We start from the raw sequence: 23,066 nt of genomic DNA, 5'->3' as shown, positions 1-23,066 counted from the left end.
ATAGGTATGTTATCATCAGAAATCTAAAAAGGAGAGTCGGCCATGATCAGAACAGTGCTTCTGGTGGAAGATGAAAGCCGCATTCGTGAGATTGTGGCCGATTATTTCATAAAAGAACAATGGAACGTCATAGAAGCAGAACATGGAGTACAGGCATTGGAACTGCTGGCTCAGCATGAGGTGGATCTGGTCATTCTGGATGTTTTGATGCCTGAAATGGATGGATGGACCTTATGTGGGCATATTCGATCCCAATCCACCGTACCTATTATCATGCTGACTGCACGGTCCGAGGATGACGATAAAATTCATGGATTTCAGCTGGGCGTTGATGATTACGTCACCAAGCCATTTAGTCCACGTGTGCTGGTTGCACGTGCAGAGACATTAATGAAACGTGTTGAAGGTGCATTGGGAAGAGAGCAGGGTGAGATTCGCTTCGGACAGGTGACCCTTGATCCATGGGCTCGACGGCTGGAGAAGGATGGGGCTGAAGTTGAGCTTGCGCCAAAGGAATATGACCTGTTGCTCTATTTGGTTCGAAATGCAGGCATTGTGTTGTCCCGGGATGCCATTTTGAATCGGATCTGGGGATTTGATTTTGAAGGGGACTCACGTGTTGTGGATACTCACATCAAGAAGCTGCGCAGCAAATTGGGTGACGAAGCCAAGTGTATTCGGACGGTGATTGGCACTGGATATCGTTTCGAGGCAGAAGCATGAGAAGAAATGGCGTAACGATGAAGCTTTTCCTGGTCATGGCAGGATGTCTGGTTCTTTTATATGGGACGACGGTTTTTGCCCAGTTGTTCTGGTTTCCCGACTTCTATCAGCATCAAAAGGTCAGCAGTATGAAGAAAAAGCTGTCCAAGTTCGAACAGCAATATTCCAATGGACATTGGAGTGATTTACAGCTGGCCAAGGAGACCGGAAAATTTATGCGTCAGAATCAGTCGCATCTCGTCATTCTGACGAATACCGGAAGATTGGTTAATGACCCGTTCCACATTACGTTGCTTCAAGAGGATGGGAGTCACGTGAAGGTGTCCTTGTCCTTGTTTATCAATAGTGAGAATGCTGGCTGGATTACATCTCATCTGAAATATGGGCAGGAACTGACGGTGAAAGGCCCGGCCAGCGAGTCCATGGTCTATCCATTCAAAATCCAGGATGCCACTTCTGCTGCTTGGGGAACAGAAAGCTTTCAGGAATCCATTGAACCGGTAAAGGAATGGTCAGGCGTACTGACCGAGGTAGTTCTTCCCAATCTGGCAACATGGAGTCAGAGGCAGGGGCTGCTGGTGCAAGCCCTGGATAGTCGGTTCCCTTTGTCCACAGAAGACCAACTTGCGTTGGCAAATGGCAAAATGCTCAATGAAGAATGGATGGATAGCTGGAGTGGTGTTCGCAATGTCATCACTATTGCTCCAGTGCATCGTTCCGGACCCGAGCAAGAACTGATCTTCTCGCTCACCTCTCTACAGGAGATGAGGGAAGCGAATGAGGCAACACGTTTGTTCTATGCATATTTTGGCATAGGAGCATTTATATTGATTCTGTTGCTGGCGTTACTCCTGTCCCGAATTGTAACGAAGCCGCTCTTGGCCTTGAACCATGTCGCCAAGAGAATGTCCACGCTGGATTTCACGGTGAAATCACCCATCCGGCGTAATGATGAAATCGGCAGTCTGTCTAACAGCCTCAATGCCTTATCGGGAACCTTGGGTCAGACATTGGAAGAGCTGAGACAGGCCAACACGCAGATGCGTACAGATATGGAAATGAAACAGGAGATTGAACAGCGCCAGCGCAAGTTTTTTGCCGATGCATCACATGAACTTAAGACACCGATCAGCATTATTAAGGGATATGCTGAAGGGCTGAAGGATGGCGTGAGTGAGAGTAAACGGGAACGTTACATTGAGATCATTGCCGATGAGGCGATCAAAATGGAAACGATGGTTGAAGAGATGCTGGATCTGGTGCGACTGGAATCCTCAGCGGTTCAATTGAATACGGATGCTGTTGCATTGGCTGACATGATTGAAGATATCGCCGGCCGTCTGGGTCCGCAACTGAAGGACAAAGGATTGGATGTGGTGCTTGTATCCACAACAGAACAGACGGTGGAGGGTGACCGAAGCAAGCTGGAGCAAGTTATTTTCAATATCATGATGAATGCTATACGTCATGCGATACCACATACCGATATAACTATTGAAATCAGCAGGCGTGAAGGTTTTGTCCATATTTCCATTGAAAACAAGGGCGAGCACATTGCTGAAGCTGAGCGGCAGTATATATGGGAGAGGTTCTATCGGGTAGAACGCTCACGTAATCGTAAAATGGGGGGGACCGGGCTCGGTCTGGCCATTGCGAAGCAGATTCTTGATCTGCATGGGTGCAGTTATGGAGTGGAGAATACACCGGATGGAGTCCGTTTTTATATTATTTTTCCTAAAGCCTAGTACGAAAGGGAGTCAAATCTTATGAAGTCTTTACCATCGATTTTAACCTTGGGGAATCTGAGTTCAGGCATGCTGGCAGTCATTATGGCTATTCATGGTGAATTTGCCCTGGCTGTGATGATGATATGGGTAGCGATGTTCTTTGATCTGTTTGACGGATTTGCGGCCCGCAAATTGCATTGTGAGGGTGAGTTCGGCAAATCCCTGGACTCGCTTGCGGATGTAGTTTCATTCGGAACAGCCCCCGTGCTGATTCTGTACCTGAATTCCATGATTGAAGTGAATGTGCTGGGGATGGCACTGACCGCATTGTTCCCGGTTTGCGGTGCTTTGCGTCTGGCCCGTTATAACTGTCAGAAGACAGCAAGCAGTGGTTTTGTTGGAATGCCGATTACCTTTGCCGGAGGTCTGATGTCCTTTTTCGCGCTCTGGAGTCCTTATTTTACACATGGTGTAGCCTATCTTGTCATTATTGTATTATCTGGTCTCATGGTGAGCCAAATCCGATTCCCATCACTAAAACAAGTGCTAGCCTCTCATGAGAAGGATATTGTGGAACCGAAATAAGGAGCGAGTCAGTATGGAATTTGCAAAAGAATTTATTGGTCAATATGGTTATTTCGCAATATACGGACTACTGGCTCTTGGCGTTATTGGCATGCCGATTCCGGATGAGGTGATGATGACTTTTGTCGGTTATCTCGCCTCCATCTCGGTATTAAATTACTCCGTATCCATCGCCGTCAGTTTCGGTGGCGCATTTACCGGAGGGCTGCTTAGCTACATGATTGGCAAGAAAGCGGGCAGGCCGCTGGTTGAAAAATACGGCAAGTGGGTCGGCGTTAATGCCAAACGATTCAGCAGGGTGGAGTCCTGGTTCCTCAAATATGGGTATTGGTCCATCATCCTGGGTTACTTCATTCCAGGCATTCGTCATTTGATGTGCTGTTTCTCCGGGATTAGCCGCATGGCGATTGGCAGGTACGTAGTTGTATCCAGCATCGGTGCATTCGTCTGGTGTATTGTCTTTATCTCCATTGGTTTTTATGTCGGTGTGTTAACTTAAAATGGGACAGCCTGTTGCAAAAACGGGCAAGGATGGAAGACCTCTTGAGTGTAAGGTGGTCTTTTTTTGTTTTTCTATATATGGTCGGAGATACTCCTCAGTATTCTAACGAATCTCAGCAACCTTATTTCACGAAGAAACTTGAAAAAGTACCCAGATTTACTCCATATCATCACAATAAGTTGTCCTGAGTACCGTTTAAAACGAACGTGAACAGGGCTTCAGCTCGTCATGTAAAAATACAAAAAGCCGCTCTGACCATTTCCAACCTTCGCGTTGAAGGGAGAATGGATCAAAGCGGCGTGTGCTTCACGACCGCTATATTACATTTCTAAATCAAGTATAGCTTCAAATACGGAATGATTTCAATACTTTTACCCACTTAAATGTGATTCCTCAATTCCTCTTTCAACTTGTTTTTCCCCTTTTTTGCGTGCAAAGGTGATTTTGAGGAGTGGCGGAGTAACCAGTGTAGTAATAATAACCATGATTACAACACTCGTGAAGTATTCCGGATCAAGCAATCCGGCAGCAAGTCCGGTTGAAGCGATAATGAGTGCAACTTCACCTCTTGAGATCATTCCTGAACCAATGGCAAGAGACGATATACGATCAAATCCGGTAAGGCGTGCACCGGCTCCGCCGCCAAGAAGTTTAGTTGCAATGGCGATGATACTGATGACGACAATAAACCAAATCTGTGAACCCACACCATCAAATGTGACATTTAAGCCGATACTGACAAAGAACACCGGAACAAATATTCCGTAAGCGATTGGTTCCAGTTTGGTTTCGACTTCATGTTTGAAGTTGGTTTGAGAGATGGCGATACCAGCGGCAAAAGCACCAATAATTCCAGCAACACCCATCCACTCTGCAAAGTAGGAAAATCCGAAACAAATGATCAGGCCCGCAGTAATAACGGTCTCCGTTACCTTCAGTGGTGCCATCCACTTCATGATGCGTGGAACAAGGAACCAGCTGGCAGCAATAATAATAACAAAGAACAACAGCTTTTTACCAATGAGCAAAGAGATCGAAGTGTCTCCTCCACCTGTACCCAGCAAGCTCATCATAACGGCAAGAATGACAACGACCAGGACATCATCTACAACAGCTGCACCAAGGATTGTTGTACCCTCACGAGAGCTGAGTTGATCCATGTCTTTCAGTGTCTGAACCGAAATACTGACGGAAGTGGCACAGAACAAAAGTCCAAAGAACAGAGCATGCGTTGTTGACATACCAAAGGCTATGGCCGAGCCGTATCCTCCGATAAAGGGTAAAATGATACCACCTACAGCAACAGCAAACGCTGCTTTCCAGTTTTTCTTCAATTGTTCCAGATCAGTTTCAAGTCCGGCAATAAACATCAGAAGCAGTACCCCGATCTCAGCCATATAATGGACGAAATCACTCTGTTGAACCCAACCAAGCAGCGCAGGTCCGAGGATAACACCGACGATCAGTTTCCCTAAAACGGAAGGTTGACCAAGTCTAACGGACAAATCACCCGCAAGTTTGGTGAAGATCAAGATAAGTGTAAGAACCAAAACAAATTCCATAAGTGTGCTCCTCTCCAGCAGTTGCGTTTTTATAGGATTACCTACCCAAGGGCGAATCATTCCAAGCCAAAAAACAAAAAAAAGGCATAGAACAGCATTAATAAATAGTGCCATTCATGCCTAAAAAAAGACAAGGAGGGCCCTTGGTGACAGGCTCCTCCAGTTTAACGCGTATGTGATTATTGACACTAATCATAACACATATTTGAGATGTGGTAAACATTTTGCTGTCTTGGTAGGTATGAAAATGGCTATAACGGGCAACAATAACGTCGTTTGTGTCATGTTTTGTTCAGAGTGTTGTCACTTAACAGTCCGGAATTGGCGAGATATAATTATATAGAACATAGAAGTTAGGATATGAGGAGGATTTTGCATTGGGCAAAAATAACAAAGGGGAGCCGAACATCCAGTCTCCGACGAGTAATAAAAATTTTGCAGGCATCATTATCACGATTTCCATTCTCGCTAATGTCATTATTTTATTATTGTTCTTCGCACCGTCTATTGGTTACAAAGGAGATGTGACCTTTGATATTACGGTGTTGCCGCGGTTTAATGCCGTGTTTAACAGCTTTACCTTCATCTTCCTGCTCGCAGCGCTTATTGCTATTATCAAGCGGAATGTGAAGCTGCACAAACGATTTATTCTTGCTGCATTCTCAACGACACTGTTATTCCTCGTGACATATCTGACGTTTCATTACCTCTCACCAGAGACGTCCAAATACGGCGGCGAGGGCATCATTCGTTCCATCTATTTCTTCGTTCTGATCACACATAGTATACTGGCAGCCCTGATTGTTCCATTGGCACTGTTCACACTTGTGTGGGGTTGGACGAATCAATTGAAGAAACACCGCAAAATTGCACGTTGGACTATGCCAATCTGGCTTTACGTCAGTTCTACAGGTGTCGTGGTATATCTCATGATGGCACCATATTATTAAGGTTATGAACGTTTCACTGTGCTAATTCGTTTGACTTGCGGGTAATGTTTCCATGGAAGGAGGGTTCACGTTTATGTACAGGGTTGTTTTGATTCGCCATGGACAGAGCATGTGGAATGTAGAGAATCGTTTTACCGGATGGACAGATGTGGATCTGACGACGGATGGTTACGCAGAAGCTCGTAAAGCAGGGAAGATCATGAAGGAACAGGGATTTGATTTTGATTACGCCTATGCATCCGTGTTGAAACGTTCTATCCGAACGCTCGATATTGCGCTGGATGAAATGGACCTCATGTGGATTCCCATTACGAAGACTTGGAAGCTGAACGAACGCCATTATGGTGCGCTGCAAGGATTGAATAAACAGCAGACTGCTGTGAAGTATGGGGAAGCCCAAGTGAAGGAATGGCGACGCTCCGTTAACGTATCTCCACCTGCATTGGACGAAACCGATGAACGATATGTGCAGGATCTGGACAAGTACAAGCGGCTCGGGTGCACCATCCCGTTTACGGAGAACCTGATGGATACCTCCAAGCGTGTGCTGGAGTATTGGAATGCGGAGATTAAACCGATGGTGTCGGCAGGCAAAAGAGTGCTGATCTCTGCGCATGGTAACACGCTTCGTTCACTCGTCATGCATCTGGACCAATTGTCCGAGGCAGACGTGATGGCGCTCAATATCCCGACAGGCATTCCGCTGGTCTACGAATTGGATGAAGATCTGCATCCCATCGGACACTTTTATCTGACCGCCGATGGTTCTACCTACCAACATGAAGAAATGACCCATGTGGCAACGCCTTCGGATTAATGGGACATGAACATGGGTCTTGATTGTACGAAATTTGTTGTTTAATTTATCTCGTTTGGTTGATGTTTCAACCAGTACGAGTGGAAGATGACCGCTGAATTTTAATTCGGAGGTCATCTTTTTTTTCTGCGATCAAGCCTGCACTTCGTTTCGTTTTGCTCCTGCAGGGTAATTGTCAAACAAGACACGATGTACAATTATCCTGAAGGAGGAGAAGCACATGTCTAAAAGAAGAGGAATACTCATGACGGCTATCGGCGCAGGTGTGACTTATCTGATGAGGAACAAACAAGCAAGAGATAAGCTGTTTAGCACTGTCTCGGGTATGATGAAAAGCTCCAATTCGTCTCATGGAACAAGTAAAACCAGACCACGCGTGGAAGTGAAATAGATTTTGATCGTGCGTTTATCGATTGAATTTAAATGATTATGTGAAACCTGGAGATGAAGTCGTTCCAGGTTTTTTTTGTGCAATCAAAAGCAATCCCTTGCTTTTGCGTGTAATGCGATTTTTGCCAGCAAGAATGATACAATGGATACTTGCAGAACGTATGGAGGGAGATGCACATATGAAGAAAAATCGTTTGGGTACATCCGAGCTGATGGTGTCTGAGATTGGGCTGGGATGTATGTCACTTGGAACTGAAATGGAGCACGCTATGGGCCTGATTCATGAGGCTCTGGACCATGGGGTCAATCTGTTGGATACAGCCGATCTGTACGATGCAGGGCGTAATGAAGAAATTGTAGGACAAGCTATTAAAGGGCGTCGGAATCAAGTCATTGTGGCAACCAAAGTAGGTAATCGTCGTATGCCGGGCAAAGAGGGCTGGTCATGGGACCCTTCCAAAGCCTACATTAAGCAGGCTGTACATGAAAGTCTGAAGCGGTTGCAGACCGATTACATCGATCTTTATCAGTTGCATGGCGGGACCTTGGACGACCCCATCGAAGAGACGATCGAAGCGTTTGAGGAACTGAAGAAGGAAGGACTTATCCGATATTACGGAATTTCCTCCATTCGTCCCAATGTGATTCGGGAGTATGTAAAGAGGGCATCCATCGTCAGTGTGATGAACCAGTACAGCATTGCTGACCGCAGAGCGGAAGAAGAAGTGCTGCCTTTATTGGAACAAAAGGGGATCAGCGTAATTGCCCGTGGGCCTGTAGCTAGCGGTGTGCTTGCCGATTCCGGATCTGCCAAGGCAGAAAAAGGTTATCTGGACTATACGCCGGAGCAACTATATACCATTCGGCAAGGGTTAAGTCGTCTTGTTACGGACCAACGCAGCATGGCTCAGACGGCTATTCGTTATGCGTTATCCCATCCTGCGGTAGCAGCCGTTGTCCCTGGTGCCAGTTCAAGAGATCAGTTACTGCACAATATTGCCGCTTCGAATTCGCCTGCACTCACCGCTGCGGAAATTCAGGAAATACGAGAGCTCAGTCCCGCTAATCTGTACAAGCAGCATCGTTAACTCCATTAAGCCTATTTTCAATTGTAACTATACAAGGTACAATGAAGATCAGCCAAAAAAGGGACATATAAGGGAGAGAAGACATATGGAAAGAATTCAAAGTGAACAGCAATATTTGGATACAATCAACTCTGATGGTTTTACCGTCATTAAATTTGATACAACCTGGTGCCCGGATTGCAAGAACCTGGATCGGTTTATCGGGGATGTTATCGACCAACATACGGACAAAACCTTCTATGCCCTGGATGCAGAGAAGTTCCAGCCGTTTGCCGAAGAGAATGGTGTACGCGGCATTCCGAGCCTGCTCGTCTTTCAAAACGGCAAGAAAATTGCACATCTGCATAGCAAATGGGCTAAAACACCTGCTCAAATCTCCGAGTATCTGGAGACACTTGAATCCAAAGTTTAAGCGTACGAATGCATCAGGAGTTTGTATAATTAACTTAGCATACGGAGACCTCTTCTTGTCTTGCGACAGGAAGGGGTTTTTCTGCTTCATTCCAGCATGTTGTTTAGAATTTGTTCAGTGCTCCCATGTATACTGTGAGAACAAACTGAATATTTGGAGTGAACAAAACCCGTATGAAGAATGAAATTTTTGAAGAAATGCACCAATTAAGTCACAATGATGACCGAAGATACCGATTGTTGATGATCGGGGTGAAGCAACTGCTGCAGGAACAGAAGGAGAATAGATATAATCTGCGTGAGAGACTGAAGAATCGGAAGAAACACCGGAGCATTCAAGTAAAAGAGTGGTACTAGCCAAACTGCTTTTCAGAAGTGAACATAAATATGAATGTCCATGATACATAGTAAACCTAGTCGGCACCACTAATGATCCAACCCAGCAAAGAAGAAAGTAATGAAGAGTAAGACTTCTTCTAATTGCAAACATTCCTGTCTTTGAAGCAGTAACAGAATCGTGAAGCAACAGAAACGTAGCTCAGAATATAAAATATGGCGGCCTCGCTTCCCAAGGGAACGTGAGGCCGCCATTGATTTTGCCTGTCTAATTACTTGAATTGTAATGATTACATCAAAATAATAAAGAACACGGCTGCCAAGACGAAGCGATACACAGCAAAGACGGTCAGGCTCAATTTTTTCAAAATGGACAGGAACGTTTTGATCGCAAGCATGGCGACGATGAAAGCAGCGATGAATCCAATCGCAAAGATTGGGAAATCACTGCCGTTCAGGTGATCGATACTTTTGTACAGGTCATATCCCGTAGCACCAATCATAATTGGCACAGACACGAGGAATGTGAACTCCGCAGCGGCTACACGGCTTATCCCTGCAAAGAGACCGCCTGAGATCGTTGACCCGGAACGGGAGAAGCCTGGCCACAATGCCAAGATCTGAAATATACCCACCGCGAATGCCTGTTTGTAAGAGATATCATCGACATCATGGGTAGTAATTCGGTGACTCTTACTGCTCCAGCGTTCGGCCACGATCATCAATATACCCCCAATAACGAGGCTGTACAGCACTGTCTCCGGACCAAATAAATGTGCTTTGATCCAGTCACGGAATACAAGTCCGATGACTACGGCAGGAACCATCGCCAGGAAGATATGTCCCAGATTGAGGCGGCGGGAGTAAGGTCTGCTGCCTCCGGTGAAGCGGAACATATCAATGAATTTGTTCCAGTACAGTACAACAACAGCAAGAACAGCTCCGAGTTGAACAACCACCTCAAACGTTTTGACTGACTCGTTGTCCTCCGATAAACCCAGCAAGTGGGCAGTCAGAATCATGTGTCCAGTGGAGGACACGGGCAAAAACTCAGTCAAACCTTCGATGATGCCCATAATAATGGATGATATAATGTCCAATGCTCTTCCTCCTTGAAATGCAGGTGACAGCACGGCTGTCCTGCTTGACCATGCCTGTTCATTTGAACAAGGCTATCACCTATTATGATCACAAATGCATTCAACTTCAACTTATGCTTGTAATCATTTGTTTAAAACTATATTGACAAAAACCTAGTTATCCCATAGGATATAACTTAACTGACTGACTCATCAATCGGGAGGGTTACATGAATGACCAAAATTAACGGTTTGGAACCTGGTGAAGAACGCCGGGACCAAATAATACGCATAGCGATGGAGCGGTTTGCAACCCAAGGCTACCATCAGACGAAAATTTCCGATATCGTCCGCGAGGCTGGTGTGGCGCAAGGGACATTCTACTGGCATTTCAAAAGCAAAGAAGCCATTGCTTCGGAAATTATATTAACGGGCAAGGAGGAATTGCTTGAGGCGATTGGGCAAGGGTACCGCAAGGATGCCGGATCGGTAGAAGATATGGTGAAAGCATCGGAGAGGCTATTTACTGACCTGTTCTCATTTGCTGCACAGAATCGCTATTTTATGGAATTGTTGCTCAAAGGCATTGTGACGGAAGAATCCGTACAACGGCTGGTTGAGGAGACACGTAATGCTGTCGAAACTGCATTCCGTCACAATATGGAACGTGCCATCCAACTCGGCATGTTGCCTCAGGGCATGGATGTACCGCTTCGAGCAGCGCTATTGGTAAGCATGATTGAAGGCATGATATCACGCTGGTTGTTCGGTTCCGATGAGTTGCACAGCAAGTTCTCAGCCATGACAGCTTCATCGCTGGCAGTTGAGGCAGCAAGCTTTGAGTTTTACGGACTGCTAGGCACATAAGATTCACATGATTAAACAAATAGCAGGGAATAATGGGTACAACTGCAGTTTAGTCACAATAAAGTAACCAAAAGTACATCCGGATTAATACACGACTGAGAGGAAGTTAACGTAATGAACAACACATATGGATCGAAAACTCGTAAAGGCTGGTCTCTGACAGCGATTCTGCTGATGACCGTGCTGGTACTTAGTGCTTGTGGAAGTAAGGCAACAGATGGTGGAAGCACCAACGGTGCACAGGCAACAAATGAACTGGAGCAGATCAAGTCTGCTGGCGTTATCAAAGTGGGCATGATGGGCACATACGCACCGTACAACTTCCTGAACGATAAGAAAGAAATGGACGGCTATGATGCCGATATCGCACGTGAAGTTGCGAAGCGTCTGGGTGTAGAGGTTGAGTTTGTATCCCAGGAGTTCTCCGGTCTGACACCAAGCCTGCAAGCGAAGAAGCTTGATGCCATTATCAGCCAAATGACGATTACTGATGATCGTAAGAAAGTACTGGATTTCAGTGATCCGTATATCACGAACCAAGTCAAAATCATTGTGAAAAGCGACAATAACGATATTACCAAGCTGGAGGATTTCAAAGGGAAAACGATTGGCGTAGGTTTGGGTACAAATGATGAATCATATTTGCGTAATGAAGTATTGCCGAAAGTGGGAGATTTCACCATTAAGACGTATGACGATGTCATCTCTTCACTCAAAGATCTGAATGCTGGGCGGATTGATGCGACAATCAACAACTTGTATGCACTGAAACCAATTGTGGATGCCAACGGATTAAAGATCAAAGCTGTAGGCGAAGCAATCAAGAGTGACCAGGCAGGTATCGCTGTTCGCAAAGACAATCCGGAACTGGTTGCAGCACTGAATGATGCGCTCAAAGGCATGAAGGATGATGGCACGTACAATACCATTTTCAAAAAATGGTTTGGTGAAGAGCCTGCGCAATAATGAACTGGCAAGGCGAAGGGAAGATTTGACCCATGGAACTGGTATTTGAGAATATCCCCTTCTTTCTGAAGGGGGCTTACTATACGTTATACGTAACTGTGATCTCCATGTTTTTTGCATTCATCATCGGATTACTTGTTGCTATTGCTCGTCTAAAGGGGCCGATGTGGCTTAGGTTGATCGCAAGGTTTTATGTATCCATCATGCGGGGAACCCCGCTGCTGGTGCAATTATTCGTCATTTATTACGGATTGGTCGATTATGGAGTGACCCTGGGATCACTCACTGCAGCATGTCTGGGACTGAGTCTGAATGCAGGTGCGTTTCTGTCGGAGACGTTCCGTGGAGCGATTCAGGCTGTACCAAAAGGGCAGATGGAAGCTGCATACGCAACCGGAATGACCCCGGCTCAAGCGATGAGACGGATCATCTTCCCGCAGGCTGTGCGTATTGCCATCCCGCCGATGGGGAACACCTTTATTGGTATGTTGAAGGAAACCTCACTTGTGGCGGCGATTGGTGTTACCGAGTTGTTGCGTTCAGCACAATTACTGGTATCACAATATGCGGTGAATATGCCGTTTTATCTGGCGATTGGTGTGATCTACTGGATTATGAGTATCGGCTTCTCGGCCATTCTGGAACAAGTGGAGCGCCGGCTGGCCCGGGCTTACTGATGGGAGGAGAGAACCGATGATTACAACAACTGGGCTTACCAAACGATTTGGACAAAATGAAGTGCTCACAAATATAGATCTGCATGTCGATGCGAAAGATATTGTTGTATTGCTTGGCCCAAGTGGTTCAGGCAAGAGTACCTTGCTGCGCTGTCTGAATGGACTGGAAGAGCTGTCTGGCGGACAGATCGAAGTGAACGGTGTAGTGGTGAACAGTGCTGATCCGCTGCGGGTCCAGCGTGCCCGAGTATTGGAGATCCGTCGCCAGACCGGTATGGTCTTCCAGCAGTTCAACCTGTACCCGCACAAGACGGTGCTGGGCAATGTGATGGAAGGTCTCGTGACGGTGAAAAAAATGAAACGTGACGAAGCGGCTGAACGTGGCCGGATTCTGCTGGATCGCGTGGGCCTGTCGGACAAGCAGGATGCATATCCGTCCCGATTGTCCGGTGGACAACAGCAGCGGGTTGCCATTGCACGCGCACTCGCGATGGAGCCGGAAGTGATGCTGTTTGATGAGCCAACTTCCGCCCTTGACCCCGAACTGGTCGGAGAGGTGCTTTCTGTCATGAAGGAGCTGGCAGAGGAAGGTATGACGATGCTGGTCGTGACACATGAATTGAAGTTTGCCCGTAACGTGGCGAACAAAATCGTCTTTATGGCAGACGGATCGATCGTGGAAGAAGCAAGTCCACAGGCCTTTTTTGAAGATCCGAAGCAGGAACGCACCCGTCGTTTCCTGCAACAAATTACTGAATTCTAATTACATTACTACAATTTATACTGATTGATACGATCGATTATAGCGATAAGCTGCTGAGTGAAGGGGACGGAATCGATTCTGAAGAAGCGTAGCGCTCGCCTTTGTCTCCGAATATTGTCCTTTGTGAATAAAAATCAAGAATATTTGGAGACAACAGCGATCGGAAGAACGAGCCGTACCCGGAACGGAGTTCTGCAAATCGTAACCTATTGTGAGAAAGAAGGATAACATCATGAATGTAACAACCGTATGGAAAGGCAAACGCGCGTTTACTTCCGAAGGACCCTCTGGCTACGAGGTTGGCATGGATGCCACTGCTGCTTATGGTGGTGACAGCAAGGGTGCGACCCCGATGGAATTGTTACTGGCGGGTCTCGGCGGCTGTATGGGGATCGACATTACGATGATTCTGGACGCTTTCCTGGACAAAATCGAGTCCATTGAGATCGAAGCGCAAGGCACACGCAGCGAGGATATGCCAAAGGGCTTCACATCCATTGATCTGATTTTCAAGGTAGATGGAGATATCCCGGATTATCGCATCTGGAAAGCCATCCAGATGGCAGAAGAGAAATATTGTGCAGTCTCCGCTTCGCTGAGCGCCGATATTCATCCAAAACTGATCCTGAATGGGGTTAGTACACCTCGACCTTAAGGATTCATAAGAGATTCGTTCTGCTCTGTATTATACTAAGACTGGTCACCATGTAATGGTGGCCTCTTTGATTTTCGGGTTTAACACTGAGCCTTTACCTGAGAAGGAGTAGCACAAAGGCTTGGTCCCTTTTTCGAACCCTCATGCGAGCGTTTAACAGTTATGTGGTATGATTAATTAAAAGGACAGAACATCCTGATCCTGCTCTTTATATGTAAGCGCTTATACAGATGACGGAAGGTGCAGACATGTTGAAAAGGCTGATTCGAACCACTAATAATCTCAAATTAAAGCATAAATTGCTCATTTCCTATGTACTGGTTGTCATGATTCCGGTCCTGATTGTTGGTCTTGCTGTGACCAGTTATTTTCGCCAGCAAGCTCTGGACAATGCGATAGGACAGACGATCATCAATGTGGACAAGATCAAGAGCCAGACGGCAACCATGCTGCGTGTACCGACGGATATATCCAACCTTTTGATGTTTAATGCGGATCTCAAGGAGATCGTGAATAAACGGTACAAGAGCGTTGTGGAGCTGACCTCGGCTTATCTTGCATACAAAGATTTTCAGGAGTACAGGCGTTTGTACCGTGAGATAGCCGGCATCCGTTTTTACTCCACGAACCCAACATTGATCAACAACCTTGAATTTATCCCGGTAGACAAGCAGACGGAAGAGAGCTACTGGTATCAACAGGCACTGAAAACAACCAGCATCGGTTGGTTCTACATTCCGGACAAGGAAGATAATCCTGTACACAAGCTCAGCCTGGTGCGCAAAGTACCTTTTGCCGAGTATCGGACCGAGGGCGTGTTGATGATTGTGATCAATCAGGATGAGCTGAATGGATTGCTCCGTCAGGAACAGTTCGAGACGATGATTACGGATGAGCAGGGCTATGTGGTTGCAGCCAAGAATACCGAGCTGGTAGGGAAAACGCTGGACGAGCTTGATTTTGGTGTCGATCTGCAGAATCAGGCGAAAGGCACCATAGAGGGTGATTTCCGGGGGGAACCATCTAATATTGTTATTGATGAGCTGGGCCCTGGATCGAGTATGAACAGCCTGAAGGTGATTTCGGTTTTTGCGACCAAAAATATCGTCAAGGATGCCAACAGAGTCAGCATGATTGGCATGATTTTCATTATCCTTGTGCTTGTTATCGCCCTACTATTCGTATATATCATCTCGTTCCTCACGTCGAACCGATTGCTCCGGCTGAGTAAACACCTCAACAAGCTGGCATTAGGTGACCTGAACGTCACTTCGCGGATTGATGGAAACGATGAGATTGGACAACTGTCACGACAGTTCAACTATATGGTGAAAAGTATCAATGAACTCATGACGCAGGTGGTAGAAGCGACAGAACAGAATAATCAATTGGAAATCGCCCAAAAAGAGATTAAACTGAAAATGATGGCGAGCCAGATCAACCCACATTTCTTGTTTAATGCGCTGGAGTCCATTCGAATGAAAGCGCATATTAAGGGAGAAGCAGAGATTGCTAACATCGTCAGGTTGCTGGGCAAGCTGATGCGCAAGAGTCTGGAGATTGGCAGTGGAAAAACAACCTTCCGGGCTGAACTTGAAATGGTACGTTCCTATTTGGAAATTCAGAAATTTCGTTACGGCGACCGCCTTGCATTCCAGATCGATATCGATCCCGAGGTGGAGAAGATGTACATTCCGCCTCTGATTATTCAACCTTTGGTTGAGAATGCGATTGTCCATGGTTTGGAGAATAAAGAGGGTACAGTCCGTGTTCATATAAGTATTCGTTTAGTAGAAAACATTGTGCAGATCTGTGTGGATGACAATGGTGCAGGCATAACGCCAGAACGACTGGCTGAGGTGATGCAGTTTATCTGTGGACCGGAGGAACAGGAGAAAAGCCGGATCGGCATGCGTAATGTACATCAACGCTTAACATTGACGTACGGGGAGCCATATGGATTGCAGATTAAGAGTGTATATGGGGAAGGAACAGAGGTTTCTTTCACTTTGCCAGCAGGAGGGGACCAACATGTATAAAGTGTTTTTGGTGGATGATGAACCGAGCATACGTGAGGGACTGACCACCATTATCGAGTGGGAAAAATACGGATTTCAGGTCATCGCTACAGCTGCCAGCGGGCGTGAAGCCATCTCCCGGTTTGCGGAATTGGAGCCTGATCTGACAATTATTGATATTCGCATGCCCGGTATGACCGGGCTGGATGTGATTGAAGAAGTGCGCCGGAATCATCCGGATTCGCACTTTTTGATATTGAGCGGTTATGCGGATTTTGATTATGCCAAGAAAGCCATCAGTTTTGGTGTGGATGGTTATCTGCTCAAACCGGTGGATGAAGAAGAGATTATTGGTGAACTAGAGCGGATTGCTACGATCCTGACCCGTGAACGGGAGACGATGGCACGTCAAGCTGGTGAGGACACCGTCTTTAGGGAGCATCAGATTGAGGCTTTGCTCTTTGACAGTCTGGAGGGTGAGGGCAGCATGGAAGAAGATAGCTTGGGGCTGCACTGGCCTCACTATCAGATTGTGCTGCTTGAGATGCATGCGGCGCCTGACCTGCAACGGGGAAGTGTTATGAAACGCAAACTGATTGAAGCATTTGACCAGAAAGACCGAGGCATCGTATTTTCGTTCCATTCCGGTCTGGGGTTGCTAAGCAAGGAAACCATCACATCCGAGTCATCCGCAAGAAATCTGTATGATGAGTTGGAAGGACTTCTGGGAGAATGGGAGGTTCACATGTACGGTGCTGCAGGTGAACCCGTACATTCCACTTCTGAAATTGCGCGGTCATACACGCAGGCGAATCGTATACTCGGTGAACGCTTTTTGTTCACGGAGAAACGTATCATGCTGTGGACTGCAGGTAGCGAAGCTGTTGTTAAGCCAGGAGTTGAAGCTGTGGACGGAGCACATGAGCCAGTTGAGGACGAACTTGCGGACAAGCTGTATTATGCGTTAGACATTCGCAGCAGTGAGTCAGTCATGCGGGTACTGGGTGAGATGGAAGAGCGCTTGGTCCCATACCATCGAACAGAGCAAGCCATCAAAACGGCTTTCTCACAGGTGTTCTCCCTGGCGTTCAACAAGCTTGCAGCGACGAATCAACATATGCACTCCATTATGCAGGAACATTCGGTTCTGATTAATGAAGTCTATCATCAATTTACGATGTCGGATCTCAAAGTCATGGCATTAGAACATTTTAATCGCCTTATTCAACGTATGGGTGGGGGGAGCAAGGATACTGTATTGAAACAGATGATTGAATTTATCCAACGTAACCCTGGCGAAAATCTCAAGCTGGAGGTACTTGCTGAAGTTTTTAACTATAACAGCAGCTACTTGGGTAAGTTGTTCAAGAATCATACTGGAGAGTATTTCAATGCATTTCTGGACAAGGTTCGTATGGAAAAAGCCAAGGAATTGCTGGATGAAGGACTGAAGGTACATCAGGTCGCGGCAAGAGTGGGGTATGCGAATGTGGACTACTTCCACGGTAAGTTCAAGAAATATGTAGGGGAATCCCCTTCCGCTTACAAACAGGCCAGAACCCAATCTTCATTGAAAGGAACAGCTACGGATACAAACGAGGAATAAGTAAGGAGTGCTGGGCCTTGCCCTTGCCTATTCTGTAAAACGTTTTCGATATTCAGGAATTTCAGATTCATCATATTGTCCATGCACTTCCCATGATAAGCAATGGTCACGGAATGCTTCACATTTTAGACTGGATTTACAAGAATCCAGATGAAGGGATGGCTATACGATATGAATTTGTCTGATATAGGTGCTGTACGTCATACATTGAACTTAAATGGAACATGGCAGTTTTGTTTGGATCTGGAGTCCGATGAACTCGTTGAACAAAAGATAACACCGCCTTCGCAGTGTGAAAATACATCATGGGAGACCATTCAGATTCCCGGTTCATGGGAAGAGCAAGGATACGGAGATGAGCCTGAGTACGAAAGGCTTGATACCTGGACCAAGGTACGTGAGTATGAAGGCCTAGCCTGGTATGCTCAGGATGTTACGGTTCCAACAGATGATCCTGGTTGCCAGTATATATTCAGATTGGAAGGGGTCCGATGGACAACGAATCTCTGGATCAATGGACAGTATGCCGGGCAGCAGGATAGTCTGGTGAATCAACAGAAGTGGGATGTTACCTCTCTGGTGAAGCAGGGAGAAGTGAATCGTGTGGAGATCCGAGTGGATAATACGATGAAACTTCCGCTGGCGGGTAGCCATATTCATTCATTGCATACGGCCACAGCCTGGGGTGGAATCACGGGTGGTGTTTATCTGGACAGTCTGCCCCCATGCCGATTACAGACGTTACGGATTCAACCAGATGCTGAGAACGGAACCATTCTGGTTGATTTTACTGTAAGCGCTCCCGCAAATGAATCCGCTAGATCGATGCAATTACATGTGGATATCCAGCATCCGGACGGCACATGGCTTGATCGATATAGTTGTAATGTAAATCTGAGTGATCCATTGCATGTGGATATAAGCTCAGCAGATGTAACTGACAACAACGCTTTAATAGATCAGTGGCGATTGGAACTAGGGGCAGAGAAGTCTATCGCAAGATGGTCGGATGAATCCCCTGAACTTTACAAGGCAGTGATCTGTCTCCATGACGGTGAACAGGAACTGGATCGGCTGGAGCAATCATTTGGTGTACGCTCCTTTGCAGCAAACGGGAAGCAGCTTGAATTGAATGGGACACCGGTGTATCTGCGCGGGTACGTCGATTGCTGTATCTTTCCATTTACAGGTTATCCCGTCTGGGATAAGGAGCATTACCTTCAGCAATTTCGAATTGCCAGATCGTATGGCTTCAATCATGTCCGACTGCATGGGTGGAGCGCGCCGGAGCCTTTCTGGGAGGCAGCTGATGAAACGGGCATGCTGGTGCAGGCAGAACTCCCACATTGGTCTCGTTTCTTTGAGCAATCGAATCAGTCTGCGCCAGCTGAGGTATTGTCCTATCTGACACAAGAACTGGACGGGTTGCTCCAGTCGCTGCATAGACATCCTTCATTCGTCATGTTCTCCATGGGGAATGAACTCATTGGTCCGAATGGTCACCCCGAACTCAATGCATTGGTCTCAAGGGCAAGGGATATGGACCCGACCCGGTTATATACGGACAATACAGGTTTTGGACAGCTTCCGGCGCAAGGGCGGGAAGGTGATTATTATATTCAGTCGTTGAACTGGCATCCCCCGTTGGAATCCGCATATTCTGCTGTGCCGGATACCACGCTGGACTATCATGCAGTCACCCGGCTTGCGGAGCATCCCGTCATTGGGCACGAACATGCACAGTACACCATGTATGTGCGGCCCCAAGAGCGAGCCAAATATACTGGCATATTGCGTCCTAGCTGGTTACGACCGATCGAAGAATCGTTAACAAACAAAGGCATGATTGAGGACCTGGAGCATTTTCAACAGGTCAGTGGTACCCATCTGGTACGTTCCCTCAAAGAAGCCATGGAGCGAATTCGGCGAACACCGGACGCTGCAGGCGTACAGCTTCTGGACATTCGCGATTTTCCAGGGCAAGGACATGCAACGACGGGCATTCTGGACGTATTTTGGGATGACAAAGGCATTACAACACCGGAAGAATTCATGCGATTCAACGCAGATGTGGTGCTGTTGTTAAGCTGCAAGGAGCGTACATTTTACGCCGGAGAACCCATTCATGTCGATGTACGCATCTCTCACTACGGTAAGGAGCCGCTTGAGGAAGCAATCATTCAGTGGAGGTTAATAAGTGATGATGTGATACTTACTGAAGGGGCATGGAAGACCGGAGATATCCAATGTGGGTCCGTCATGTCACTGGGAAGCATCGTCGCTACAGCACCTCGGAAAGCAGCAGCAGCTTTTCGGGTTGAAGCGGAGTTGTTATCAGGCAATTCAGAAAGAACTGTAGCGAATGTATGGCAGGGCTGGTCGTTTCCTGTTTATCAGTCTCATCCGAATTCGAATCGGTTCTGGAATACCATGGCAGAGCTGCAGCCACTTCTCGGGGAAGCACAACATGATTGCGTAGATCGCATCGATGGATTTCAGTTGTTGAAAAATCGGAAGATTGACTTGGTTATCGTCCAGTCGTTAACACCCAATGTCGTTGATTATGTGGTCAACGGGGGGAGTGTTTGGCTACAGCCAAACGCAGAAGGGTTACATGATTCGGTGGAGACCAAGTATCTGCCTGTATTCTGGAATTATCTGATGTTTGCTACACAGCCTGGTGCAACGATGGGCATGTATTTGAGAGAACAGCTAGCACTACTAGGCTCCTTCCCGCATGATGGGGCTTCGGACTGGCATTGGTATCACTTGGTGAACGGTACACCAGCGATATGTTTGGATACGTTGCCCGGGGTGGAGCCGCTGATCGAAGTGGTGGACCATTTCCATCGGGCCAAACGACTCGCGTATGCCTTTGAGGCAAAAGTAGGGAAGGGCAAGATTTTGGTATCCTCACTTCCGTTTGCCAATCTGGCTTTAATGAAGCGTCCGGAAGCCGCCTACTTATTTCAGGAGATACTTGCGTATCTGAATGGAGATCAATTCCGTCCAGCAACTACCATATCCGTAGCGCAATTACTCGGGATCGTTAAACTGCAAACCATTCAATTTACATTGTAATCAGAGGGACCCGAAAGGGTCCTTTTTGTATGCCATGCAGTTAAAGTAAACGATTACTATAAAACGTTTTCGATATTTACCACTTTGGATAGTATTTTACCTTAATATGACTTTTGTTTTATTTATAAGTAGAATTTATCACTGATTTTAACGAATTTATGTCGGATTATATATGCCTATATCTAATTTTTATATGATTTTCTCTAAAATCCAGATGGTATTTTGAAAACGCTCTATCGAGTATGATTATTTTATAAAACAGAGGAGGGGGAACGGAGATGGAAACGCTAACAAAAAAATCCGCTTCCGCGAACAGAAGCAGTGACCCCAAACCGCCTTTAAAGAATCGGCGGAACGGAATTTGGGACAGAATGAAACAACAGAAATATCTCTATCTCATGTCATTGCCATTCGTAGCTTGGGTTTTCGTATTTAACTATCTGCCACTATGGGGATGGACGATGGCTTTCCAAAATTATAAACCTGCCAGATCATTTGGTGATCAGGAGTGGGTTGGTTTTAAACACTTTGTAGAGCTGTTCAGTGATGATCGCTTCTATCTGGTACTTCGAAATACGCTTGCGATGAGCTTGATGGGACTGGTTGTCGGTTTTATCGTGCCGATATTCTTCGCTATTCTCCTGAATGAAATGAGAGGCATGTTCTTCAAGCGTGCCGTGCAAACGGTATCCTATCTGCCTCACTTTGTATCCTGGGTCGTTGTGGCAGGTATTATCACCAAGATGCTCTCCACCGATGGCGGGATTATCAATGATCTATTGGTAGGACTGAACATTATCGATCAGCCGATCCAATTCATGGCCAAGGGGAACTTGTTCTGGTACATTGTAACCGCTTCAGATATGTGGAAGGAAACCGGTTGGAATGCCATCATCTATCTGGCGGCGATTACAGGTATCGACAATGAGCTGTATGAAGCTTCCCGTGTAGATGGGGCCAACCGCTGGAGACAAATGTGGCACATCACGCTGCCTGGCATACGGACCACGATTTCCGTACTTTTCATCATGTCAATTGGACATCTTATCAGTATCGGTTTCGAGAAGCAGTTCTTGCTTGGCAACAGTTTGGTCACAGACTACTCGGAAGTCCTTGATCTATACGCGCTCAATTATGGTTTGAATATGGGACGATTCTCGTATGGTACAGCCATAGGTATATTCAACTCCGTTGTCAGTATCATCCTTCTGTTTACTGCGAACGGCTTGTTCAAAAAATTCACTAAAGAAAGCATCATGTAGGGAGGGGACGACATTATGGCGAACAAAGCATTCAATGCTACTCGGGGCGATAAACTGTTCGATATATTCAACATCCTCGCGATGACCATGGTGCTGGTTGTAACACTTTATCCATTCCTTAACGTACTAGCGATCTCACTCAATAACTCGACAGATACAGTACGTGGCGGAATTTACTTGTGGCCTCGCGAATTCACATTACAGAACTACAAAACGATTTTCCAATATGATGGATTGCTGCAAGGTTTGCAGATCTCCATTCTGCGTACACTTGTAGGTACCGTGCTCGGATTGATCAGTTCATCCATGATCGCCTTTACACTGAGCAGACCTGATTTTGGACTTAGAAAATTTGTTTCCACAACGCTCGCGCTCACGATGTATTTCTCCGGTGGTCTGATTCCGGTGTACATTCTGATGCGTGACTTGAACCTGATCGGTACATTCTGGGTATATGTGTTGCCTGGCATGATCAGTGCATTTAACGTGTTCATCATCCGTTCATTCATTGATGGCCTGCCATACTCATTGCAGGAATCCGCGAAGCTGGACGGAGCGAATGACTTTACAATCTATTACAGAATCATCTTGCCACTGTGTAAACCAGTGCTTGCTACCATCGCGTTGTTCCTGGCTGTAGGACAATGGAATGCGTGGTTCGATACGTACCTATATAATGGTTCAAAGGCACATCTGACCACGCTCCAATATGAGCTGATGAAAGTATTGCAAAGTACGCAGCAAGGCTCAGGTGCTGGACGAAATGCCAATGATATGGCGCAGCAAATGACACAGATTTCACCGGAATCGATCAAAATGGCGATTACGATCGTTGTAACGGTTCCAATCCTCATTGTATATCCATTCCTTCAGAAGTACTTTGTTGGCGGTATGACACTGGGCGCAGTAAAAGGTTAAGCAAGTGGGTACAGGCTGCCAAATAGAGCGGCCGTACATCTACAAATGAAGCATCAGGATGCCCGAAGCGCAGCCATTTGGTC

22 protein-coding genes are annotated in these 23,066 nt (G+C 46.4%); 20 read left to right on the top strand and 2 right to left on the bottom strand.

Annotated elements, in window-relative coordinates:
* The first annotated feature begins 42 nt into the window (after window positions 1-42).
* Genes ABTV53_RS24275 through ABTV53_RS24260 form a run of 4 tightly spaced genes read left to right on the top strand, consistent with a single transcriptional unit; the run spans window position 43 to window position 3,534 of the window.
* On the top strand, window positions 43-723 hold the full coding sequence (locus tag ABTV53_RS24275; protein WP_433747371.1) for a response regulator transcription factor: 681 nt from the start codon (window positions 43-45) through the stop codon (window positions 721-723).
* Complete coding sequence (locus tag ABTV53_RS24270) at window positions 720-2,468, top strand: sensor histidine kinase (protein WP_433747368.1); 1,749 nt, start codon at window positions 720-722, stop codon at window positions 2,466-2,468. Before ABTV53_RS24275 ends, ABTV53_RS24270 begins: the two co-directional genes overlap by 4 nt.
* Window positions 2,469-2,489: 21 nt before the next feature.
* Window positions 2,490-3,035 carry a CDP-diacylglycerol--serine O-phosphatidyltransferase gene (pssA, locus tag ABTV53_RS24265; protein ID WP_433747366.1) on the top strand — a complete coding sequence of 182 codons (546 nt, stop codon included), beginning with the start codon at window positions 2,490-2,492 and terminating at the stop codon, window positions 3,033-3,035.
* 13 nt (window positions 3,036-3,048) lie between these two features.
* The gene (locus ABTV53_RS24260) at window positions 3,049-3,534 is read left to right on the top strand and encodes a DedA family protein (RefSeq protein WP_433747363.1); all 486 of its coding nucleotides are present in this window, start codon (window positions 3,049-3,051) and stop codon (window positions 3,532-3,534) included.
* A gap of 374 nt (window positions 3,535-3,908) precedes the next feature.
* On the opposite strand, the gene ABTV53_RS24255 is transcribed toward ABTV53_RS24260, so the two are convergent.
* Window positions 3,909-5,099 (bottom strand): cation:proton antiporter, encoded by a 1,191-nt coding sequence (locus tag ABTV53_RS24255; protein ID WP_433747360.1) that lies wholly within the window; start codon window positions 5,097-5,099, stop codon window positions 3,909-3,911.
* Between the two features lie 377 nt (window positions 5,100-5,476).
* On the opposite strand from ABTV53_RS24255, the gene ABTV53_RS24250 reads away from it, so the two are divergent.
* From ABTV53_RS24250 to ABTV53_RS24225, 6 genes are all read left to right on the top strand, one after another.
* Window positions 5,477-6,049, top strand: coding sequence for a DUF420 domain-containing protein (locus ABTV53_RS24250; RefSeq protein ID WP_433747357.1), 573 nt, complete (start codon window positions 5,477-5,479; stop codon window positions 6,047-6,049).
* A gap of 73 nt (window positions 6,050-6,122) precedes the next feature.
* Window positions 6,123-6,866 carry a 2,3-diphosphoglycerate-dependent phosphoglycerate mutase gene (gpmA, locus tag ABTV53_RS24245; RefSeq protein ID WP_433747354.1) on the top strand — a complete coding sequence of 248 codons (744 nt, stop codon included), beginning with the start codon at window positions 6,123-6,125 and terminating at the stop codon, window positions 6,864-6,866.
* A gap of 220 nt (window positions 6,867-7,086) precedes the next feature.
* Window positions 7,087-7,257, top strand: a complete 171-nt coding sequence (locus ABTV53_RS24240) for a hypothetical protein (RefSeq protein WP_433747351.1) — start codon at window positions 7,087-7,089, stop codon at window positions 7,255-7,257.
* Window positions 7,258-7,435: 178 nt separating this feature from the next.
* Complete coding sequence (locus ABTV53_RS24235) at window positions 7,436-8,344, top strand: aldo/keto reductase (protein ID WP_433747348.1); 909 nt, start codon at window positions 7,436-7,438, stop codon at window positions 8,342-8,344.
* Window positions 8,345-8,429: 85 nt separating this feature from the next.
* Window positions 8,430-8,756 carry a thioredoxin family protein gene (locus tag ABTV53_RS24230; protein WP_017692202.1) on the top strand — a complete coding sequence of 109 codons (327 nt, stop codon included), beginning with the start codon at window positions 8,430-8,432 and terminating at the stop codon, window positions 8,754-8,756.
* Window positions 8,757-8,929: 173 nt separating this feature from the next.
* Window positions 8,930-9,112, top strand: a complete 183-nt coding sequence (locus ABTV53_RS24225; protein ID WP_433747346.1) for a hypothetical protein — start codon at window positions 8,930-8,932, stop codon at window positions 9,110-9,112.
* Window positions 9,113-9,381: 269 nt separating this feature from the next.
* Here the strand turns inward: ABTV53_RS24225 and bacA are convergent, their stop codons facing one another.
* Window positions 9,382-10,191 (bottom strand): undecaprenyl-diphosphate phosphatase, encoded by an 810-nt coding sequence (gene bacA / locus ABTV53_RS24220; protein WP_433747344.1) that lies wholly within the window; start codon window positions 10,189-10,191, stop codon window positions 9,382-9,384.
* 213 nt (window positions 10,192-10,404) lie between these two features.
* Between bacA and ABTV53_RS24215 the strand changes: the two genes are divergently transcribed.
* The 10 genes from ABTV53_RS24215 to ABTV53_RS24170 all read left to right on the top strand — a co-directional run bounded on the left by ABTV53_RS24215 (window position 10,405) and on the right by ABTV53_RS24170 (window position 22,983).
* A complete protein-coding gene (locus ABTV53_RS24215; RefSeq protein WP_433747341.1) occupies window positions 10,405-11,037 on the top strand; it encodes a TetR/AcrR family transcriptional regulator in 633 nt (210 codons plus the stop codon).
* A 114-nt stretch (window positions 11,038-11,151) separates the two neighbouring features.
* On the top strand, window positions 11,152-12,003 hold the full coding sequence (locus tag ABTV53_RS24210; RefSeq protein WP_433747339.1) for a substrate-binding periplasmic protein: 852 nt from the start codon (window positions 11,152-11,154) through the stop codon (window positions 12,001-12,003).
* A gap of 32 nt (window positions 12,004-12,035) precedes the next feature.
* Complete coding sequence (locus ABTV53_RS24205; protein ID WP_253441002.1) at window positions 12,036-12,680, top strand: amino acid ABC transporter permease; 645 nt, start codon at window positions 12,036-12,038, stop codon at window positions 12,678-12,680.
* 16 nt (window positions 12,681-12,696) lie between these two features.
* A complete protein-coding gene (locus ABTV53_RS24200) occupies window positions 12,697-13,443 on the top strand; it encodes an amino acid ABC transporter ATP-binding protein (protein ID WP_433747335.1) in 747 nt (248 codons plus the stop codon).
* A 232-nt stretch (window positions 13,444-13,675) separates the two neighbouring features.
* On the top strand, window positions 13,676-14,098 hold the full coding sequence (locus tag ABTV53_RS24195) for an OsmC family protein (RefSeq protein WP_433747332.1): 423 nt from the start codon (window positions 13,676-13,678) through the stop codon (window positions 14,096-14,098).
* A 248-nt stretch (window positions 14,099-14,346) separates the two neighbouring features.
* The gene (locus tag ABTV53_RS24190) at window positions 14,347-16,137 is read left to right on the top strand and encodes a sensor histidine kinase (RefSeq protein ID WP_433747329.1); all 1,791 of its coding nucleotides are present in this window, start codon (window positions 14,347-14,349) and stop codon (window positions 16,135-16,137) included.
* A complete protein-coding gene (locus ABTV53_RS24185; protein WP_433747327.1) occupies window positions 16,130-17,722 on the top strand; it encodes a response regulator in 1,593 nt (530 codons plus the stop codon). The genes ABTV53_RS24190 and ABTV53_RS24185 overlap by 8 nt, the downstream gene beginning before the upstream one ends.
* A gap of 171 nt (window positions 17,723-17,893) precedes the next feature.
* Window positions 17,894-20,803 (top strand): glycoside hydrolase family 2 protein, encoded by a 2,910-nt coding sequence (locus ABTV53_RS24180; RefSeq protein ID WP_433747324.1) that lies wholly within the window; start codon window positions 17,894-17,896, stop codon window positions 20,801-20,803.
* Between the two features lie 278 nt (window positions 20,804-21,081).
* Window positions 21,082-22,065, top strand: coding sequence for an ABC transporter permease (locus ABTV53_RS24175; RefSeq protein ID WP_036606891.1), 984 nt, complete (start codon window positions 21,082-21,084; stop codon window positions 22,063-22,065).
* Between the two features lie 15 nt (window positions 22,066-22,080).
* A complete protein-coding gene (locus ABTV53_RS24170; protein WP_036606894.1) occupies window positions 22,081-22,983 on the top strand; it encodes a carbohydrate ABC transporter permease in 903 nt (300 codons plus the stop codon).
* The last annotated feature ends 83 nt before the right edge of the window (window positions 22,984-23,066 follow it).

It is taken from the genome of Paenibacillus amylolyticus, assembly GCF_050990605.1.
Taxonomy (GTDB): Bacteria; Bacillota; Bacilli; order Paenibacillales; family Paenibacillaceae; genus Paenibacillus; species Paenibacillus amylolyticus_H.
The sequence above is the reverse complement of the archived record's forward strand: the minus strand, read 5'-3'. Positions and strand labels throughout refer to the sequence as shown.

Excerpts from the sequence above, each read along its gene's own strand:
- ABTV53_RS24275 (WP_433747371.1), top strand. The coding sequence starts at position 43 with ATGATCAGAACAGTGCTTCTGGTGGAAGATGAAAGCCGCATTCGTGAG.
- ABTV53_RS24270 (WP_433747368.1), top strand. The coding sequence starts at position 720 with ATGAGAAGAAATGGCGTAACGATGAAGCTTTTCCTGGTCATGGCAGGA.
- pssA (WP_433747366.1), top strand. The coding sequence starts at position 2,490 with ATGAAGTCTTTACCATCGATTTTAACCTTGGGGAATCTGAGTTCAGGC.
- ABTV53_RS24260 (WP_433747363.1), top strand. The coding sequence starts at position 3,049 with ATGGAATTTGCAAAAGAATTTATTGGTCAATATGGTTATTTCGCAATA.
- ABTV53_RS24255 (WP_433747360.1), bottom strand. The coding sequence starts at position 5,099 with ATGGAATTTGTTTTGGTTCTTACACTTATCTTGATCTTCACCAAACTT.
- gpmA (WP_433747354.1), top strand. The coding sequence starts at position 6,123 with ATGTACAGGGTTGTTTTGATTCGCCATGGACAGAGCATGTGGAATGTA.
- ABTV53_RS24240 (WP_433747351.1), top strand. The coding sequence starts at position 7,087 with ATGTCTAAAAGAAGAGGAATACTCATGACGGCTATCGGCGCAGGTGTG.
- ABTV53_RS24235 (WP_433747348.1), top strand. The coding sequence starts at position 7,436 with ATGAAGAAAAATCGTTTGGGTACATCCGAGCTGATGGTGTCTGAGATT.
- ABTV53_RS24230 (WP_017692202.1), top strand. The coding sequence starts at position 8,430 with ATGGAAAGAATTCAAAGTGAACAGCAATATTTGGATACAATCAACTCT.
- ABTV53_RS24225 (WP_433747346.1), top strand. The coding sequence starts at position 8,930 with ATGAAGAATGAAATTTTTGAAGAAATGCACCAATTAAGTCACAATGAT.
- ABTV53_RS24215 (WP_433747341.1), top strand. The coding sequence starts at position 10,405 with ATGACCAAAATTAACGGTTTGGAACCTGGTGAAGAACGCCGGGACCAA.
- ABTV53_RS24210 (WP_433747339.1), top strand. The coding sequence starts at position 11,152 with ATGAACAACACATATGGATCGAAAACTCGTAAAGGCTGGTCTCTGACA.
- ABTV53_RS24205 (WP_253441002.1), top strand. The coding sequence starts at position 12,036 with ATGGAACTGGTATTTGAGAATATCCCCTTCTTTCTGAAGGGGGCTTAC.
- ABTV53_RS24200 (WP_433747335.1), top strand. The coding sequence starts at position 12,697 with ATGATTACAACAACTGGGCTTACCAAACGATTTGGACAAAATGAAGTG.
- ABTV53_RS24195 (WP_433747332.1), top strand. The coding sequence starts at position 13,676 with ATGAATGTAACAACCGTATGGAAAGGCAAACGCGCGTTTACTTCCGAA.
- ABTV53_RS24190 (WP_433747329.1), top strand. The coding sequence starts at position 14,347 with ATGTTGAAAAGGCTGATTCGAACCACTAATAATCTCAAATTAAAGCAT.
- ABTV53_RS24185 (WP_433747327.1), top strand. The coding sequence starts at position 16,130 with ATGTATAAAGTGTTTTTGGTGGATGATGAACCGAGCATACGTGAGGGA.
- ABTV53_RS24180 (WP_433747324.1), top strand. The coding sequence starts at position 17,894 with ATGAATTTGTCTGATATAGGTGCTGTACGTCATACATTGAACTTAAAT.
- ABTV53_RS24175 (WP_036606891.1), top strand. The coding sequence starts at position 21,082 with ATGGAAACGCTAACAAAAAAATCCGCTTCCGCGAACAGAAGCAGTGAC.
- ABTV53_RS24170 (WP_036606894.1), top strand. The coding sequence starts at position 22,081 with ATGGCGAACAAAGCATTCAATGCTACTCGGGGCGATAAACTGTTCGAT.